This window comes from Paraliobacillus zengyii (assembly GCF_003268595.1).
Taxonomy (GTDB): Bacteria; Bacillota; Bacilli; order Bacillales; family Amphibacillaceae; genus Paraliobacillus_A; species Paraliobacillus_A zengyii.
The window spans coordinates 1,127,122-1,144,249 of the sequence record NZ_CP029797.1 but is presented as its reverse complement, the minus strand read 5'-3'; the positions used below and the strand labels follow the sequence as shown (position 1 = coordinate 1,144,249).

The window sequence follows — 17,128 nt, the reverse complement described above, 5'->3', positions numbered from 1 at the left end:
CCAATTTTAAACTTGGATCTTATTTGTTGTTTTCGATTGCGTTAATCTTCTGCCTAGTTACATTATATAACTCTGTCTCTCGGTACTTTTTAACTCTTTAATACTGTTTCCCATTCAATATACCTTTGGTGTAAAAAAAACTTTATACCTCTATAATCAATTAAACTACTTTTGATGAGAGGTGAGGTATAATGCAACATCTCTAATTTTGTCATCCGTATCCATTTCTAGTGTTTCTCTATCTTCGGTGTATGAATAAAGTGTATCTCCTTTGATTATATGGTCTGACAAGTTTAACAAACCAATTGCCTTTTTATTGAATTTCTTTGCAATTGCTAATGTTGTTGCAGTCTCCATATCAACACCTGAATAACCCTTATTAGCCCATCCATTTGCCATTTCATCTGTTTCCAACAGCATAGCACTTGTAGAAATAACCCTGCCAGTTGAATAACTGTATCCTTTCTTTTCACAGTAATCTATTGCTAACCTTACTAATTCTTCATTAGCCTCAACTACTTCTTGTTTAGGTAGGTACCAATGTGAAACCCCATCTTGCATTACAGCTTCTGAGACTATAAAAATATCTCCATATTTTACTTCGTGTGATAATCCACCAAAATAACCAGTTTGAATAAACATTTCAGTTCCAGCTAAACCAAATTGGTGTACTATCGAACTTGTCATCGGACCTCCAAAAACATTCGCAAAACCGACTTTAGTTCCATTATATTTTCCTGTTACAGTATTCCATTTAGGTAGCCATACGTCATTTTTTAATATTTCCTTCCACATTTCCAAATTATCCGCGTGTTCCCATTCACCATGAATAATAAATGATAAAGGAATTTTGTCTTCACCAACACCAAGTGTATCCAACCAATCTTCTTTCGTAAAATCCCCATATAACTTCAATGATTATTCCTCCCAGTTATGTTTAGTCTTTCTTGAAAATTTATATAAACTTACTAATCCTATACCAATTAAAACGGTCATAGCGGTACCATAAAAAATCGACTTAAAAGTTTGGCTAAGCGAATCCATACTACTTACCATTGCAGAACCTAAAACAAAAAATAATATCAATACCAGACATATTCTGTTTTTCATATATTTTATCTCTCCCATAAAATTACTTGTATAAAGATCCGAGATTGAACCATTAAAGCCACTTCTTTCGGTTTAACATCAATAGACAACAATCTATCTAAATCAACCCACATAGGCAGATACGTTCCTCTATCTCTATTCTCATCTATGTACTCTGCGCCATGCCCAGTTCCGTATGCTCCGCCAATTATTTCAGATAAGAAAAAGTATTGCGTTCCATTGAATTCAATCTCTGCAATGCATTCAATTACCTTCACTTCCACTCCTAATTCTTCTAATGCTTCTCTTTTTGCTCCGTCTTCTGGTGTCTCACCATTTTCTATTCCACCACCAGGAAAGACATAATAAACGATACCATCTCTAATTCTTTTTATTAGTCCAACCTTTTTATTTTCTATTAGTACAACTGAAGCTCTGTCCCGCATTTCCATACCACCCTTATCAAGTCCTTTTAAGGAATCCTACCCATCAGCTGAACATGCTTGCAATTTCTTATTCATCGAAAACCAATCTTCATCAGCTTCCAATATTATAAAATGAATATTCTCCATTATAATGCCAATTAAATGCAATGTTTTCTGCTTGTTCTTGTGTAATAACACTAAATTCATAAACCATTTTAAATCTCCATAATTCCTTAAATATCTTTTATTTACTTGTTCAAATCTACTACCCGTTACTTTAACTACTGTAGTTCATATATTAATTTTAACATAAAATTACAATAATTATTCCAGTACATAAAAATAGGATCGCCATAATCGACGACCCTTGTTTAACTTTTGCACCCGTTTATTTAACAACTTTTATTCCACCCTTAAAATCTTATTCCAGATAAGCACTTGTTAGTTAAATTAAATTTTTTAAAAACATTTCTATATATTACTTTGGTGTATTTATTGACAAAATATTTTATTTATGCTATAATTTAAAAATTATTTTTTATGATGTATAATAAAATTCTCCTGGCCAGGGAAATCTTATTATTTTATATGGGAGGAACATGGTATGAAACAAAATGATTCCAGTTTAACTTCCTTATTATCAGCTTTTAGTCGAGCATTTCACAGTAAATATGACACACCAAAAATATTTGATGATTTTATTGCAAAAGATTTAATTTCCGAAGAAGAGTTTTCAGCTATCGGCAGGAATATGATTGATGGAATACAGTTTTTTAACAAAGATATTGCTTTGAGGTACAAAGATAGTCCAGAAGAAATTTTAAAATGGATTACACAAGTTCAACTTTCACCAATATCTTTAGCACGTTCTGCCTATTGTGAAAAAGTATTACTTAATGAAGTTAAGTTAGGAGTAGAACAGTATGTCATACTTGGGGCAGGTTTAGATACTTTCGGTTACCGATACCCAGAGTTAAACAACAGCCTAAAGATATTTGAAATTGATCATCCAGTTACACAAGAGTTTAAAAAGAAAAAGTTAGCAGATGCTCAACTTAATATCCCGAATAATCTTCATTTTGTTTCTATGGACTTTACTAATAAGTTTTCTATGCAAGATTTAATAGATAAAGGATTTAATAACAAAAAAACTTTATTTAGCCTTTTGGGTGTTTCGTATTATTTAACAAAAGAGGAAAATGCGAATTTGATTTATTATTTGTTTGCAAATACCCCGCCAGGTAGCTCTTTTGTTTTTGATTATGCAGACGAAAAACTCTTCGTAGAAAAAGGAATATCTAATAGAGTGGAAAATATGGTGAAAATGGCTTCGGCAAGTGGAGAACCAATGAAATCAAGTTTCACTTATAATGAAATAGAGAGCATGTTACAAAAATCAGGTTTATTAATTTATGAACATTTATCACCAACTATGATAAATGAGTTTTTCTTTAGAGATAGAACAGATTATTTGTCTGCATTCGAGACAATTCATTTTATTCATGCAGTGAAGAAATAACTTTCTAATTTAGCAGTTCTTTTTATTTCAAGTAAGACTGATCAATTTAAATTTTTATTAAACTATTCTGACCGTTGGTAATATTAGGTCAACCTGATTTTTCTGGTTGACCATTTTTTATATATTTTTATTATAACTAATTACCTTGTTCAACATCACGATCTGTATTTCAAAGAATAAAAAACAATATCATATTTATAAGTACGACAGTAAAAATTAATACAAATATATACTTTTTAACAGTGAATTTAGTACTGTCATTTCCATTATTTCTTCTTCTAATCATTAAGATTATTATTATAGATATGACTAATATAATTTGTATTTGCAATTCTTAACCACGGCTCCTTCAACTGAAAACCTTGCTTCTTGTACGCTTGCATCCGTTAGTGAAATATCATTTTGATACTATATGATAATAAAATACTGAAAGCAACAATTGCTAAAAGTATATTGAATAAAGCAAACATCTTTTTACCTTCTTTTATATCACTATAAAAAGTATATAAACAGTTGACTAGCCAAAAAGCTATCAAAAATAACCCACCTAAGTAGTCATTTTTATGATTTTCATCAAAAATCATCTGAAAGGCACCTAGTATTAACAAAGCCATTATGGTATAACTTGTGATTTTTATATCCTTTTGTGCTTCACTCACTTTCGGATCCCCCTAATCTAATGTACAATCTTACATTAACCTACCTTTTAAGTACATTATTTCACGTATTTATTCTAACATAAAATTCCAATAATTCTTCAAATAAGAATAGGATCGTCCTAATCGACGATCCCTTGTTAAACTATTGCACCTGGTAAATATATGAGTAAATATATGAGTAAATATATGACATTATAAAAGTTTTGACATATAGTATTCATCAAGGTATTCGCCATCAATAAATAATGAATCTCTTTTTGTCCCTTCGATTTCAAACCCCATCTTTTTATATAGGGACAAACCAGCTTCGTTACGAGTGATTACCGTTAATTCTAATCGACGTAGGTTATGTTTAAATGCCCATTGTTCTAATTCTTCCAACAACAGAGTTCCAACACCTTTTCCTCTAAAATCTTTTAATATTCCAATCACAATATAACCAGAGTGTCTATTTCTCCTTGCATTCCCACCAATAACCAGCAAGTATCCAACTAACATATTTCCATCTTCAGCAACAAGTATAGTAGAATTTTCGTTATTCATCATACTCTCAATCATCTTTAGTTGATTCTCTGGTTGAATATTTCTTTCTCCTTCTTCCCAAAGCATATATTGAGAACTTCCTTCAACTTCTTGTATAAGCACTGCTAAATTTTCTGCATCAGATGTTTTTATTTCCCTTACAATCATTATATTGATCTCCCTATTTAGTAGTCTATTGTAAAACATTACTACCTGTAACTTTAAATACACCTGTTCACATACTAATTTTAACATAATACTCCTATAATTCTTGAACAAAATACATCGCCTCAATTGACGATCTTTTGTTGTACTATTGTCACCAGTTACTTTAATACCATATACCGAAGTGATAATCCAATAAATCCTGCCAAAAACAGGACAAGCAATCTACTTATTCAAATTACCCCTTCCTTCCTGCCTGTTCATAACCTGCTTTTATTCTTTGAAAAGTGGGTAACAAGATAAAAGATAACAAAAGGGATAGTTGCAAATACACCTAAAACGATTAGCGGCATGAATCCTTTTATCGTAATGGTGTTATTAAACAAAATAATTCCAATTATAAATAAAGACATAAAACTTAAAAAAACACCTGTTTTCTTACTATTCTTGCGGAACACTGATATTCCTGTCAGTAACAGGCTTATAGCTATAAACCCTAATAAATATTGCAAGAAAGGAACTGATAGGAGTTCCTCATTATTAGTGAGCATAGCAAAAACAACAAAAAGCGTTCCACATGTCCCCATGGCTATTTGAAGTCTCTTTCCTTCCAGCAATTTAATCCCTCCTTTCTACAACAATAAGGCATTTCTTGCATTTTTTTATTCTTCCTAATCTCCATCTATAACTTAAAACATAAGATTTACAGCCACTACATTTATTCCATTGATAAACATATGTAAAATAATTGGTGCGTAGATACTTCTATATTTTTAAATACAATGGCAACCGTTATTGTGATGGCAACTAACCATCCCAAGCTAATAATTACCGTTTTCTGAACATCTTTTATGCCAAATCTCAAATTAAAACCCTTTCTCCTGACTGTAGATATATGGTTTTATATTAAGTCTTTAGGATTTCGGCCATACCACTCTACGTAGCCACAATTTACGCATACATAAGGATTAATACGAGTATGTTTTTTATTCTTAAATAACGTCTCTCCTTGTGGATTTTTAACCAATATTCCCTTTAATCCCTGGTCAGCATAACATTCTATCATTTTCTTCCCGCACTTTTCACAATCTTTTTCTTTCATAAATTCAATCCACCTTTATATAAACTTACAATCTTTTTACGTTAAACTAACAGTAAACGTTTCACATCGCTTCTAATTTGTTTATTTGAAAGTTTCGAAAAACAAAACAGCACCATATAAGTTAACGGGTGCAAGTTGGGGGAAAAATATTAATAGAAATAACACAAGAATTTTAATGTAATTTTTGCATCTTATCATATATACCATCACCATACATATTATTCCACAAGATGACGTATTAAAAAAGAGCACAAATGAATTATTGTCCTCTTAAAAGTACTAACTATAAACGTAAGTTCAGTCCCCACTATTCCACCTCTTCATTTTTTGCGCGATGTAAATAAAAAAATTTGTTGACAGTGAAAGTTTTAGGCAATAAAAATTGTGTTAATTATTTTTCCGAAAAATCATCATGGCTAGAAAAGAAATTATGATGACAAATAAAAGAACTGGAAAATCTATAGATAATTCGAATAGTGATTTCAATCCTGCAATCATTAAATGAAGGATAAAGAATATTATTATAAAATTCAATACAAACAGCCTAATGGAGCGTGGAACTTTAATCCACTTCTCTAGTAATCTTTGAGAAATCCTGTTCATTTAACACCTCTTTTATTTTTATTTTCATATACAAACATTGAGTGGCCCACGCTACATAATCAGACGTTTGCGCGGTATCTGTATATTTTTTATAGTATAGTTCTAATATTTCTATGTAAAACACTCCTATTTCTTTAGGCATACATCACTTTAGAATACTATAATTAACTTTACTTCTGGATCAACCAAACTACAAGTCACTTAAAGAAATGACTTCACCACTTCCAGCATGCACACCATAATCACAATCTAATTTTCCACATAAAAGATATTTCTTTTGTTCAAAATCATAGACATAATAAGGTTTTAGCTCAAACAATTCTTCTATTTTCTCAAATGCTTCTTCTTGTGTGAGTGTTACTTTATCAGCTGCTTGAAATTGATCAGTATACATCTCCAACAATGGTTTGTTATCGATATAATTAATTGCTTGAAGGCTCTTCGCATCAATTATAATCACTAGTTTTCTTTGAAATAAAAAGAGAGGATTATCCTGAGTTTTAGCTCTTACTACTGCATGAATATAACCTTGGTCTCGATTTAATGTTTTAAGTATCCACTTCCCAGTGTCATCAGGATACTCCTGGCGTAATAATTTCTCGACTGCAAGCAGACATTTTTCTTCCTCTTCCTTTGTAATTGGGAAAGAAGCAGGAGATGGTTCCCGCGAAAATGCTTGTTCTACTGATATATCATCCTCAGTCAAACTAATCTCTTTCATATCAAATGGCTTATCAATTGGCTTATCAATTGGATCGTTCCAAAATATTGTTTTCTCTATTTTCAAATAAGACCTTACATCCACTATGAATTCAAATGGAATCGTTGATGTTCCAGCATTTGTAATATAAATTTCTTCCACCGCATATACCGGAATACGTTTTTGTTGTTCATCAGCAGGGAATTCAACCAACTTCAATTGTTCCATCGCTAAATGTTTTACTTCTTTAAGGATAAGCGTATACGTTTCTTCTTTAATCATCTCTTTTGAAGAAAATTGTCCATCGACAGCAAAGAAGATCAGCTGACCTTCCTTGTTATATTTAATGTCAATATATCCAGCAGTTGAAACCGCAACACCATCAATTCCTTCTTTAAAATATAGTTTTCCATCTTCCTCTTTATCTAGTTGAAATTGCTTTCCATAGATAAGTCCCGTTTCCTGTTCAATCCATTTAATAATTGCTTTTGTATCAAGATTAGCAAATGAAATCCCGTTATTTGCGTACGTTTTACCCATGACAAAAATAACACGGTTGAATTTATGTGTGTTTACATCAATCTCAATAACTGCTGTACCATCAGGATTTGAATCATCATCCTCTAATTCCGTTATATGCTTTGGAAACCACTCCATCAACAGTGTATAACTCGTAGCATTAAAAATATCGACATTACGATTCAGACTATAATTTTGTAAGTAGTAGTTATCTAAACTGAATTTTATTTTCGTACGATCAATTAATTCTTGTATTCTTTTATCCATTACCTATGACCTCACTTATATTTATAATCTAAAGCGCTTCGATATACTTATCTACTACTATTCGTTAAGTACTATTAAATATCCTCTAAACAGCGTTATCACACACATGTTTTGAGTACCATATTTTTGATAAAGCTTTTTAAATTAATTGAAAATTTATATTTTGTAAGTGAATTACTAGCAGATAATGGACAATACTCTATTGTTAAACTGAAAGCAACAACGTATTTTCAAAATAATGCAGTAAGTGGGGGGACTGGGAATATTATCGGAATGAAATGCCTACCCTTGTGTGGAAAAGTCTGAAGGAAGCAGAGAATGGTCTCCTGCTTCCTTATTTAAGTTGCTATTGGTAATGTTATTAGAAATGTTGTCCCATTTTCTGAGCTTGACTCCAGTGAAATTTCGCCCTGGTGCGACTCAATAATGCGTTTAATAATTGGAAGACCTAACCCAGTTCCTGTATCTTTATTTGTCATAAATGGTTTAAATATGGACTCCTGTAGTTCATCAGAAATGCCACTCCCATTATCCTCAATATATAGATGATACTGCCCATGTTTCACTTTTGAAAACATTCGGATTAGGCCTACTTGCCCCATTGATTCCGTACTATTTCGAATTAGATTGTAGAATACTTGCTGTAACTGTTTATGATCAACCTTTACCTGTTCGGCATCAAGCAACAGATCAAATTTTATGTTATCCGCTTCATTAGAATCCTTGTAATTGTTAATAAACGTCTCAATCATTTCTTTTATATTTGTTTCTTTCACTTCTGGTTCAGTAGGTTTTGCAAGTTTAAGCATATCCTCTACGATGTAATTAATGCGATCTAATTCATTCACCATAAAGGAAACATGGAACTTCTCTTGTTCTTTTTCAGAAAGAGAACTGTTCATAAGCGTCATAAATCCTTTAATAATTGTTAATGGATTACGGATTTCGTGTGCTGCACCTGCAGATAACTCCCCAAGCATCGCAAGCTTTTCTGATTGATACATACGTTTTTCAATAGCTTCACTTTCCGTTATATCTAAAAATTGAAAGACTCGCGCACTTACTTCATTCGAGTGATTAATAAGTTCTGTCTGCGAAACTAACAATACATATGTTTCCTTTTCTGTCTTATAAAGTACTTTTTTATTAAGGATATTTTTTTCATTACGTAGAATATCCCAAAATGAATTACTTTGAGATATTTTAGTATCGGACAAAAGAAGATCTCTTATTTCATCTTTACTCTTCTTTAGCATTCTGGAAGCAGCATCATTAAGTATGATTTCTCCCGTTTCATCATTAAGTGTTAAAATACCAATTGTTAATGCACGCATGATTTGATCTATATATATCTTATCATTATAGACTTGTTCATATAACTCGAAATATTTTTTAAGAACGAATGAAAACACTACTATCATGGTTGTAAATAGCACTAATCCAAGTATAGGGTATAACTCTAATAAGGAAATCAGTACGAAAGCTAATGTAGATATTATTAGATAATTTCGCATTGCTTCAATTATAATATCTTTTAATAACGAATAAAATCGGTCCTCAGATCTAGTCAGGAAATAACATCCAACTATTATAATATTCACTAGACTGTAACTAATAATAGCTAATAGGTATGAGACAGAACTTTCTATGTCAATATAGCCCAGTTTTCCCCCAGTTAAAATGAAGACATAATAGGAAGTACTAATCATTATCGTATATGTAGCAAAATTGAATACTTGAATATTCCACTTTGTGTGACGTTGTCTAACATCATTAACTAAACTGCTACAAAATAAAAGCAATAATGTCATGTTAATCCCAAAAACAAAAATAGAAGCGATGTAAATAGATGAATCCAAACTAAATCTATTACCGTCGGGTGGCAACACAATAATATAACGACAGGCTATTAGCAAAGAAGCGATTAGAAATATAATTAATCTCCATTCTTTCCACTCATTGATATCTAATGAAGCCGTAAAGACAGGATGCAAAAAAAAGACACTGCATCCCGCTAGAATAATAAACCATTTATAGTTTTGTTGTAGTGTAGTCAAATTAATTCACTCTTTTTATCGTATTTTGTAGTTAAATGTCAAATCATCGTTTTTTATAATTGTAATTCAACTTATCAAGCAAAGCAATAAATAGTTATTAAAGACTAGTTATACAGAACTACAAATTATGTAATATTTCCTATATAATAGATGATTTTACTTTAGATTATTCAAATGAGAACTGTAAAAAATAAAACTTAGGTACTTTAGAATGCTTGAATTTACGAATACGAATCTTTGAAAATTTGAAACCTTTAGTTGGGAAACTCGTTAAGTAAATAAGGATATAAAAAAAGAGCGTACTTATTGGAGGCGATTACAATAGGAAAGCATATTATTTGGTCGATTGTAACTGTTTGTGTAATGTTACTTCTAAATTGGGGAGTCGCAGTTTTATTTGGTGGTAAATTTATTGACTATTCTTTTTTAATGGGTATTTTATTTGTGGGAATTGTACGGTTCATGAATTCAACCGGAGGAATGGGCTCTACGAGTGTTAAAATGAGCACGCAAGCCCAAACTGGGATAAAGATAGATGAGGAAAAACAAACATTTAACCCTACTGTACCATTCTATACTGCATATTGTGTACACCATAGTAGCACTCGTTATAACAGTAATTTATTATAAAGATTACTTTATTAGTTAAACGATAGATTTTAAAAAGGTATCTAGTATTCAAATAAGACATTTGTCCATTTGAAATACTAGATACCTTCTAAACTTGCGAGATCTTACTCTACTAAATATACTTCAATCTTCTATTTGTCATATTGATATCAAATTCTTCGTATCCTTGGCTTATTCCCCAGCGTTGCATATTTTGATGATCTGGGTAAGTTGGATCTTTTATAATTTCTAAAAACTCTTCATATCCAGGCTCGCCACCTACATCTTCAGGTGGAGCATTTCCTTCACCTGCTACACATGTAGGATGATTTTTATCATAGTCATTGATAAAATCTTCAACAACAATTCTGTGTTGCCAATCATCGCCAAAGTCATAGATGTATAGTATTTCAGCTGGAAGATAATCTGCTATCCTTTCCCCAGTTTCCAATTTTTCAGGGATATCGGAATCATATTCAAGAAACTCTTCATTGCAAACAATTTTTGCAACCGGTTTTCGATTTTCCTTTGCTTTCATTTTGTCCGGATCAAACGGTTTACCTGGGAAAATAGTGAAGTTATGCAGGTGATAATCATGCCAATTAAATGTTCTTTGTAGTGTCGTATGTAAATTAGAGAAAGTCATGCGCTTTGGAACGACGATTCGACGCCAAACAGAAGTATTCTCCATTTCCAATGTCACTTTAAGAACAATCGCTTCTGAATTTAAAATCGGTCCCTTTGTCAGCCCCTCTAAATCACTGAATAACGCTTCATTTGGCACTATATACGTGTTCTTTCCGGTTCCAACAAGCAAACGACTTGCTAGCTTACTTAAAGCAACTTGATACATCGTATTTTGATCTAGGTCATCTTCCATAACGTAGACATTCTCACACGCCTTATTTAGCCTAGCAACGCCCGTTCTATCTTTTGTCGTAGTAAAAGTAATTTCTTTAGACTGGGCAAGAAACGCCTCAATAACTTCTTCCTTTATGTTCTCTTCTTTATATATTTCACGAATAGCTTGCACGATTAACTCATCTATTTTTTTGAAATCCTTTGCCTTTAATCCATAAAGCACAATAATATATCGATTACTATCATTCATCAGTACAAGCGTCTTCCTGCGATTCACTGTTAAAATATTAGCATGCCAAGAAAATAACGGTTCTTCTTCTTTAGCTGGTGTTGGCTTTAACTTTAATTCAGTTAAAAGCTTTTTCGTACATTGAATTAGCATATTGAATTCTCCTATTACCGTTTTAGAGCGTAGCCATTCACTTTAAGCGTACATTCTTTATTATCATAACATATCTCATTATCGAAGGATAAGAACACATTCCATTTTATTCACCTTTAAATGTGTTCATCATAATCCTTATTTAAGTAACTTTACTAGTTCCCCACCTACTGTAATTCCTGAAACAAATGCACTTTCTAAACGTGTCCGGTTCGCTGGGTCTTGAGAATGCAAGAAAGCATCACCGGCTACTAATAAGGGATATTCCTGATTTGTATTAAGAAAAGGCTGGCGTAAAAATTGAACTGCCTCTGCGTAACGCCACTTTTTTAGTTGACTTGATAGTGCAGAATCAAAATCAATATACGCACTTGTTACCTGCTTTATCTTTTCTAAAACCGCTTCATCTCCTAGTTGATAGTGTGCTTTACTCCATTCACCAGTCATATAGACGCTGACGGTTGGAATTTCCGAGATCCCTTTTTTCTCGTGATCAACGAGGCGCATGACACCTTCTGGAAGTTCCGAATCAAGATGACCACTATTCGGTAAATTTGTGGGCTGTTGCATTTGAAATAAACCGACCAAACATGGCTGGAAGACAATCTCATCAAGCTTCTGTAAAACTTTCGTATCCACTTTTAAGTTATCATTCTCAAGTAATGTCTTCGCCTGTGGAGCTGGTGCTGTTACAATAACAGCCCTTGCATTAATCGCCTCACCCTCATCTGTTGTAAGGATGTATCCAGTCGTATTTTTCTTAATTTCTGTAATTCTCGTTTGTAGACGGACTGAAATATCCTCTGCTAGCTTTTTAGCAAAAGCATTCATACCATCAACACTCATATACCGGTAATAATCATCACCAAACCAATGCTTCACATTAGCATTTTCTATCCATTCGTCAACAAACGCTTGAAATTTTTCAGTTCGTACTGTGAAAAACTGTGCACCGTGATCGATTTTTCCTTTTTCAATTCTACGTGTTGCCATTCTACCGCCAACGCTTCGACTCTTCTCAACAAGGATGATGTCTTGATAGCCTTTTTCTTTTAATTTTCGTGCAGCCATGATCCCAGACAGTCCCCCGCCAATAATAACGATTGGTACTTGATCACTCATCTAAAAACCCCTCTCATATTCTACCTTCTATTGTATATCTTACAGCTAAATTGGTCACTCTAACTTTAATCCTTTATATTTCCATTTTTTATTTTATATGTTATAATTTTAATAAGCTAATCATATACTAATAAACCACAGCGTCAACTGTGGTTTATAGATAAGCGGTTCTCTAAAGTGGGATCGGCTATCTTACTATCGATAGACCTCACCTAATCACTAAAGGGTAAATAGGGAGGTCTATTTTCTATTGATCAACGTTACGATCAATGCGAGCATTGCAATCAAGAAGGTGCCAAAACCAAACAGCACCATAAAACTCTCATACATACCCATAGGCATCACCCCCTTTCTCAACGGGGACTTAGCCGACCTCTCCTTAACAGAACATTATCTTTCTAAATTATACCATAAGAAAACCACTAATTAAGAACAAACGTTTCTTTTTTTGTTAAAGAATTTAATTATTTGAATTTCTAATATTATACGCTTATTAATCCCTATTTCAATTCTACGTGTTGCCATTCTTACTCCAATGTTTATGTATTCTCGCTCATTTCAATACCCTCTTCTACTTTCTATTCTATATCTTACAGCTAAATTGGTCACCAAAAACAAGGTATCCTTATTAGATATTTCTCTTATAGGCTAAATTAACTACAGATAAAATAAAAAATAGTGTTTTAAACCTACGATCCAGGGTAATATCCTAAAAGTAGCTTTATAGAATTTCAGGGTAGGCTGAGGATGTGTTACGGGACTTAATCTCCTCATTTAATAGGAAAAGGGAAAAGGGGTATATTGGATGGATATTGAAATTAGTTCTTCTATCTTGAATTCTATAAAAGATCAGATATGTTTGATTGATTATTCTGGCAACATTATTCAAACCAACGATGAATGGCTGAATTTTGCTAAAAAGAATAATGGAAATTTGTCAGCACTCGGTGTCGGGACAAATTATATGCAGGTTGCTAAAGAAAATACAACAGTATTGAATGGATTAGAGGCAATTATGAATGGTGAAGTTGATGAGTTCACCCATGAATATCCATGTCATTCTCCAGATTTCAAACGCTGGTTTAACATGCAAGCAACAAGAATGAAAAAAAACGAATTTGGTATCGAAGGAATTGTAATACGACATATTGATATAACAAAACAAAAGCTGATGGAAATACAGCTAAAAAAACGTGTACATACTGATTCTCTAACAAATTTATATAATAGAAGGTATTTTGATAAAGAATTCCTAATAGAAATGAAACGATCTAACCGTAATAATAGTTCGTTGTCTGTATTGTATATTGATATTGATGACTTTAAGCATTTAAATGATACTTATGGACATACGGTAGGTGACCTCGTGTTAAAAGAAATTTCGCTAGTATTTCTTGAAACGATCCGTGATTCTGATACATGTGCTCGCATAGGTGGAGATGAGTTTGCCATTATTTTACCCGAAACTTCGAATGAAGCGTTAGATTATATAGCAAAAAGAATTATTATCAATATCAATAAGATCAAGATTCAGGAGGAAATTACCTATCCAATAAAAGTGGATGTATCGATTGGCGGTGCGTCATTTTCAAATGACTTAGATATGAGAGCGATGCTTGATAAAGTAGACAGAGCTTTATATGCTGCGAAAGATAAAGGCAAGAATCAAATTGTAATTTTATAAATTAATCATGCTGCCTCACCAGAGAGTCTGTCCTTTGCAATTGTTCAGGTGAGGTCCATTTGAACCTATCAGAAATATTGTTCACTCTAGCTTTAATCCTTCATATTCCCATTTTTAATTTAATATGTTATAATTTGATTAAGATAATCATATACTAATAAACCACAGCGCTAACTGTGGTTTATAGATAAGCGGTTCTCCTAAAGTGGGATCGGCTATCGCATTTTCGGATAGACCTCCCCTAATCACTTGTGGGTAAATAGGGAGGTCTATTTTCTATTGATCAACGTTACGATCAATGCGAGTAGTGCAATCAAGAAGGTGCCAAAACCAAACAGCACCATAAAACTTTCATACATACCCAAAGGCATCACCCCCTAACACTTGAGGATTTAGCCGACCTCTCCTTAATAGAACATTATCCTTCTATATTATACCATAAGTAAACAAAAACAAGGAACGAATGTTTGCTTTTGATTTCGTGAATTTCTTCAATTTATTTCCTTTTATACACAAAAAGTACCCAATACGTTCAAAGAATATCTGTTAATTTGAATTGTCAGGTACCTTTATCTTTAGATCTAATCCAACGTGTGATTACAGCTCTTCTACTTTATATCCACTAGCAAAATTGTTCACTCCAGGTTTAATCCTTCATATTCCCATTTTTAATTTAATATGTTATAATTTGATTAAGATAATCATATACTAATAAACCACAGCGTCAACTATGGTTTATAGATAAGCGGTTCTCCTAAAGTGGGATCAGCTATCGGTTTTGATAGACCTCACCTAGTCACTTGTCGGTAAATAGGGAGGTCTATTTTCTATTGATCAGCGTTACGATCAATGCGAGCAGTGTAATCAAGAAGGTGCCAAAACCAAACAGCACCATAAAACTCTCATACATACCCATAGGCATCACCCCCTTTCGAGTGGGGTTAGCCGACCTCTCCTTAACAGAATATTATCCTTCTAAATTATGCCATAAAAAAACAACACGAAAGAACAAATGTTTGTTTTTTCGTGAATTTCCACATAATAAAGGTACCTGTTACTCCACTATTGGAAGTAACAGGTACTTTATAGTTAAATCTATTTTAACATCTAACTTACAGTTCTTCTCCATTTGTAGCAATTACATTTTGATACCAGAAGAATGATTTTTTTCTACTACGTTCTAACGATCCACTGCCATTATCATGCTTGTCTACATAAATGAAACCGTAACGTTTAGACATCTCACCGGAAGATGCACTTACTAAGTCGATACATCCCCATGATGTATAACCCATCACTTCGACGCCATCTTTAATCGCTTCACGCATTGCACTAATGTGTCCACGTAAATAGTCAATACGATAATCATCGTTGATCGATCCATCTTCTTCGACCTTATCATAAGCACCTAATCCGTTTTCTACAATAAATAGCGGTACTTGATAACGGCCATATAATTCATTTAAGGCAATACGAAGGCCCTCTGGATCAATTTCCCATCCCCAATCACTTGCTTTTAAGAACGGATTCTTAACACCACCAATTAAATTCCCTTGACCGATTTCTTCAGGTGTTTTGTTTTTCTTATCAGTACGAGACATGTAGTAACTGAATGAAATGAAATCTACTGTACCTTCTTTAATTAACTCTAAATCTCCATCTTGGATATCTAATTTTATCTCATTTTCTTCAAAATAACGATTGATAAAGCTAGGATATTCACCGCGCACGTGTACATCTCCACAGAAATTATTGAATATACGTGCTTCTTCCTGTGCAAACGTAACATTCTCTGGATTAGAATCAAACGCATAAACTGGTGCATAGATCAGCATACAACCAACCTGTGATTCAGGAATAATTTCATGTGCTAATTGTACTGCTTTTGCACTTGCGACAAACTGATGATGAAGTCCTTGGAAGCTATCTTGAAGACGTGTTTCTTCGTTTTCAGGTGAAAAACCTAGTCCAAGTAACGGCATGTGTGTAGCACCGTTTATTTCATTAAATGTTAACCAATATTTCACTTTATCTTTGTAGCGATTGAAAAGAACCGTTACATAACGCTCAAAAAATTCAACCAGTTTACGATTTCTCCATCCACCGTATTCTTTTATTAAATGTAGTGGTGTTTCATAGTGTGCTATCGTAACTAATGGCTCAATATTATGTTTTGCAAGTTCGTCAAAGACACGATCATAGAATGCTAATCCTTCTTCACTTGGCTCTAATTCGTCACCATTTGGAAAAATACGAGACCAAGCAATACTCATACGAAATGTTTTGAATCCCATTTCTGCAAATAAAGCAATATCTTCCTTATAACGGTGATAAAAATCAATACCCTCGTGATTCGGATAAGTATATTTGGTTGTATCCATTTCGAAATCAAAGCCTGTATCTGATAATAGCTTGATTCTGGCTTCTTTCCCACCAGGTAGTACATCTGCTAAATTAAGTCCTTTACCACCTTCATGAAATCCGCCTTCAAATTGGTTTGCAGCAGTAGCGCCACCCCATAAAAATCCTTTTGGAAATACGTTTGACATTTTTATCACCTCATAAAATTATTTGATCTACAAGCTTTCACCTATTATGTGATGAAATAAGTGAATATATTATATATAAACTTATGGCAATAAAAAAACCTAAGTTACTTAAGAAATCAGAAGAAATTACTTCCAACTACTCAAAGCACCTTAGGTTTTGCCTGCTAATCAGTAACAATCCATAAGTTAATATATAATCTTTGATTTTAATATATCATTTTATCAAGATAATGTAAAGGCTTACGTTTTGTTTTATTACAGGCTCTTGCGGATAAATTCTGGTACGGTTTTCTA

17 protein-coding genes and 1 pseudogene are annotated in these 17,128 nt (G+C 32.9%); 3 read left to right on the top strand and 15 right to left on the bottom strand.

All coding sequences use genetic code 11. The features are described from left to right. Nucleotides 1–165: 165 nt before the first annotated feature. The 3 genes and pseudogenes from DM447_RS05690 to DM447_RS05675 form a co-directional block, all read right to left on the bottom strand. Entirely contained in the window at nucleotides 166–915 is a 750-nt protein-coding gene (locus DM447_RS05690; RefSeq protein ID WP_112180296.1) for a nucleoside phosphorylase, read from the bottom strand. Between the two features lie 200 nt (nucleotides 916–1,115). Then, on the bottom strand, nucleotides 1,116–1,535 hold the full coding sequence (locus DM447_RS05680) for an NUDIX hydrolase (RefSeq protein WP_112180294.1): 420 nt from the start codon (nucleotides 1,533–1,535) through the stop codon (nucleotides 1,116–1,118). Nucleotides 1,536–1,635: 100 nt separating this feature from the next. Then, nucleotides 1,636–1,728: pseudogene (locus DM447_RS05675) on the bottom strand (GNAT family N-acetyltransferase); the annotation flags it as partial. Between the two features lie 390 nt (nucleotides 1,729–2,118). Here DM447_RS05675 and DM447_RS05670 point away from each other — a divergent pair. Continuing rightward, nucleotides 2,119–3,033, top strand: coding sequence for a class I SAM-dependent methyltransferase (locus tag DM447_RS05670; RefSeq protein WP_112180293.1), 915 nt, complete (start codon nucleotides 2,119–2,121; stop codon nucleotides 3,031–3,033). Between the two features lie 386 nt (nucleotides 3,034–3,419). Here DM447_RS05670 and DM447_RS05665 read toward each other — a convergent pair whose 3' ends face one another. The 6 genes from DM447_RS05665 to DM447_RS05630 all read right to left on the bottom strand — a co-directional run bounded on the left by DM447_RS05665 (nucleotide 3,420) and on the right by DM447_RS05630 (nucleotide 9,627). Continuing rightward, complete coding sequence (locus DM447_RS05665; protein ID WP_112180292.1) at nucleotides 3,420–3,692, bottom strand: hypothetical protein; 273 nt, start codon at nucleotides 3,690–3,692, stop codon at nucleotides 3,420–3,422. A gap of 192 nt (nucleotides 3,693–3,884) precedes the next feature. After that, entirely contained in the window at nucleotides 3,885–4,382 is a 498-nt protein-coding gene (locus DM447_RS05660; RefSeq protein WP_112180291.1) for a GNAT family N-acetyltransferase, read from the bottom strand. Between the two features lie 257 nt (nucleotides 4,383–4,639). Next, nucleotides 4,640–4,996, bottom strand: a complete 357-nt coding sequence (locus DM447_RS05655) for a hypothetical protein (protein WP_112180290.1) — start codon at nucleotides 4,994–4,996, stop codon at nucleotides 4,640–4,642. Nucleotides 4,997–5,280: 284 nt separating this feature from the next. Then, nucleotides 5,281–5,481, bottom strand: a complete 201-nt coding sequence (locus tag DM447_RS05650; protein ID WP_112180289.1) for a hypothetical protein — start codon at nucleotides 5,479–5,481, stop codon at nucleotides 5,281–5,283. Nucleotides 5,482–6,274: 793 nt separating this feature from the next. After that, nucleotides 6,275–7,570 carry a hypothetical protein gene (locus DM447_RS05640; protein ID WP_112180287.1) on the bottom strand — a complete coding sequence of 432 codons (1,296 nt, stop codon included), beginning with the start codon at nucleotides 7,568–7,570 and terminating at the stop codon, nucleotides 6,275–6,277. 338 nt (nucleotides 7,571–7,908) lie between these two features. After that, complete coding sequence (locus tag DM447_RS05630; protein ID WP_112180285.1) at nucleotides 7,909–9,627, bottom strand: two-component system sensor histidine kinase NtrB; 1,719 nt, start codon at nucleotides 9,625–9,627, stop codon at nucleotides 7,909–7,911. A 306-nt stretch (nucleotides 9,628–9,933) separates the two neighbouring features. Here DM447_RS05630 and DM447_RS05625 point away from each other — a divergent pair, with 306 nt between their 5' ends. Further along, the gene (locus DM447_RS05625; RefSeq protein ID WP_241964566.1) at nucleotides 9,934–10,257 is read left to right on the top strand and encodes a hypothetical protein; all 324 of its coding nucleotides are present in this window, start codon (nucleotides 9,934–9,936) and stop codon (nucleotides 10,255–10,257) included. 112 nt (nucleotides 10,258–10,369) lie between these two features. On the opposite strand, the gene DM447_RS05620 is transcribed toward DM447_RS05625, so the two are convergent. The 3 genes from DM447_RS05620 to DM447_RS05610 form a co-directional block, all read right to left on the bottom strand. Then, nucleotides 10,370–11,479 carry a plasmid pRiA4b ORF-3 family protein gene (locus DM447_RS05620; RefSeq protein WP_112180284.1) on the bottom strand — a complete coding sequence of 370 codons (1,110 nt, stop codon included), beginning with the start codon at nucleotides 11,477–11,479 and terminating at the stop codon, nucleotides 10,370–10,372. 138 nt (nucleotides 11,480–11,617) lie between these two features. Further along, a complete protein-coding gene (locus tag DM447_RS05615; RefSeq protein WP_112180283.1) occupies nucleotides 11,618–12,601 on the bottom strand; it encodes an NAD(P)/FAD-dependent oxidoreductase in 984 nt (327 codons plus the stop codon). Nucleotides 12,602–12,841: 240 nt separating this feature from the next. Next, the gene (locus tag DM447_RS05610) at nucleotides 12,842–12,937 is read right to left on the bottom strand and encodes a putative holin-like toxin (protein ID WP_241964565.1); all 96 of its coding nucleotides are present in this window, start codon (nucleotides 12,935–12,937) and stop codon (nucleotides 12,842–12,844) included. A 469-nt stretch (nucleotides 12,938–13,406) separates the two neighbouring features. Here DM447_RS05610 and DM447_RS05605 point away from each other — a divergent pair, with 469 nt between their 5' ends. After that, entirely contained in the window at nucleotides 13,407–14,285 is an 879-nt protein-coding gene (locus DM447_RS05605) for a sensor domain-containing diguanylate cyclase (RefSeq protein WP_112180281.1), read from the top strand. Between the two features lie 269 nt (nucleotides 14,286–14,554). On the opposite strand, the gene DM447_RS05600 is transcribed toward DM447_RS05605, so the two are convergent. The 3 genes from DM447_RS05600 to DM447_RS05590 all read right to left on the bottom strand — a co-directional run bounded on the left by DM447_RS05600 (nucleotide 14,555) and on the right by DM447_RS05590 (nucleotide 16,834). After that, complete coding sequence (locus DM447_RS05600) at nucleotides 14,555–14,629, bottom strand: putative holin-like toxin (protein ID WP_232824271.1); 75 nt, start codon at nucleotides 14,627–14,629, stop codon at nucleotides 14,555–14,557. A gap of 476 nt (nucleotides 14,630–15,105) precedes the next feature. Next, nucleotides 15,106–15,195: a putative holin-like toxin gene (locus DM447_RS05595; protein WP_277871509.1), complete on the bottom strand. Its 90-nt coding sequence runs from the start codon at nucleotides 15,193–15,195 to the stop codon at nucleotides 15,106–15,108. A gap of 202 nt (nucleotides 15,196–15,397) precedes the next feature. Next, entirely contained in the window at nucleotides 15,398–16,834 is a 1,437-nt protein-coding gene (locus tag DM447_RS05590) for a glycoside hydrolase family 1 protein (protein ID WP_112180278.1), read from the bottom strand. Nucleotides 16,835–17,128: the final 294 nt, after the last annotated feature.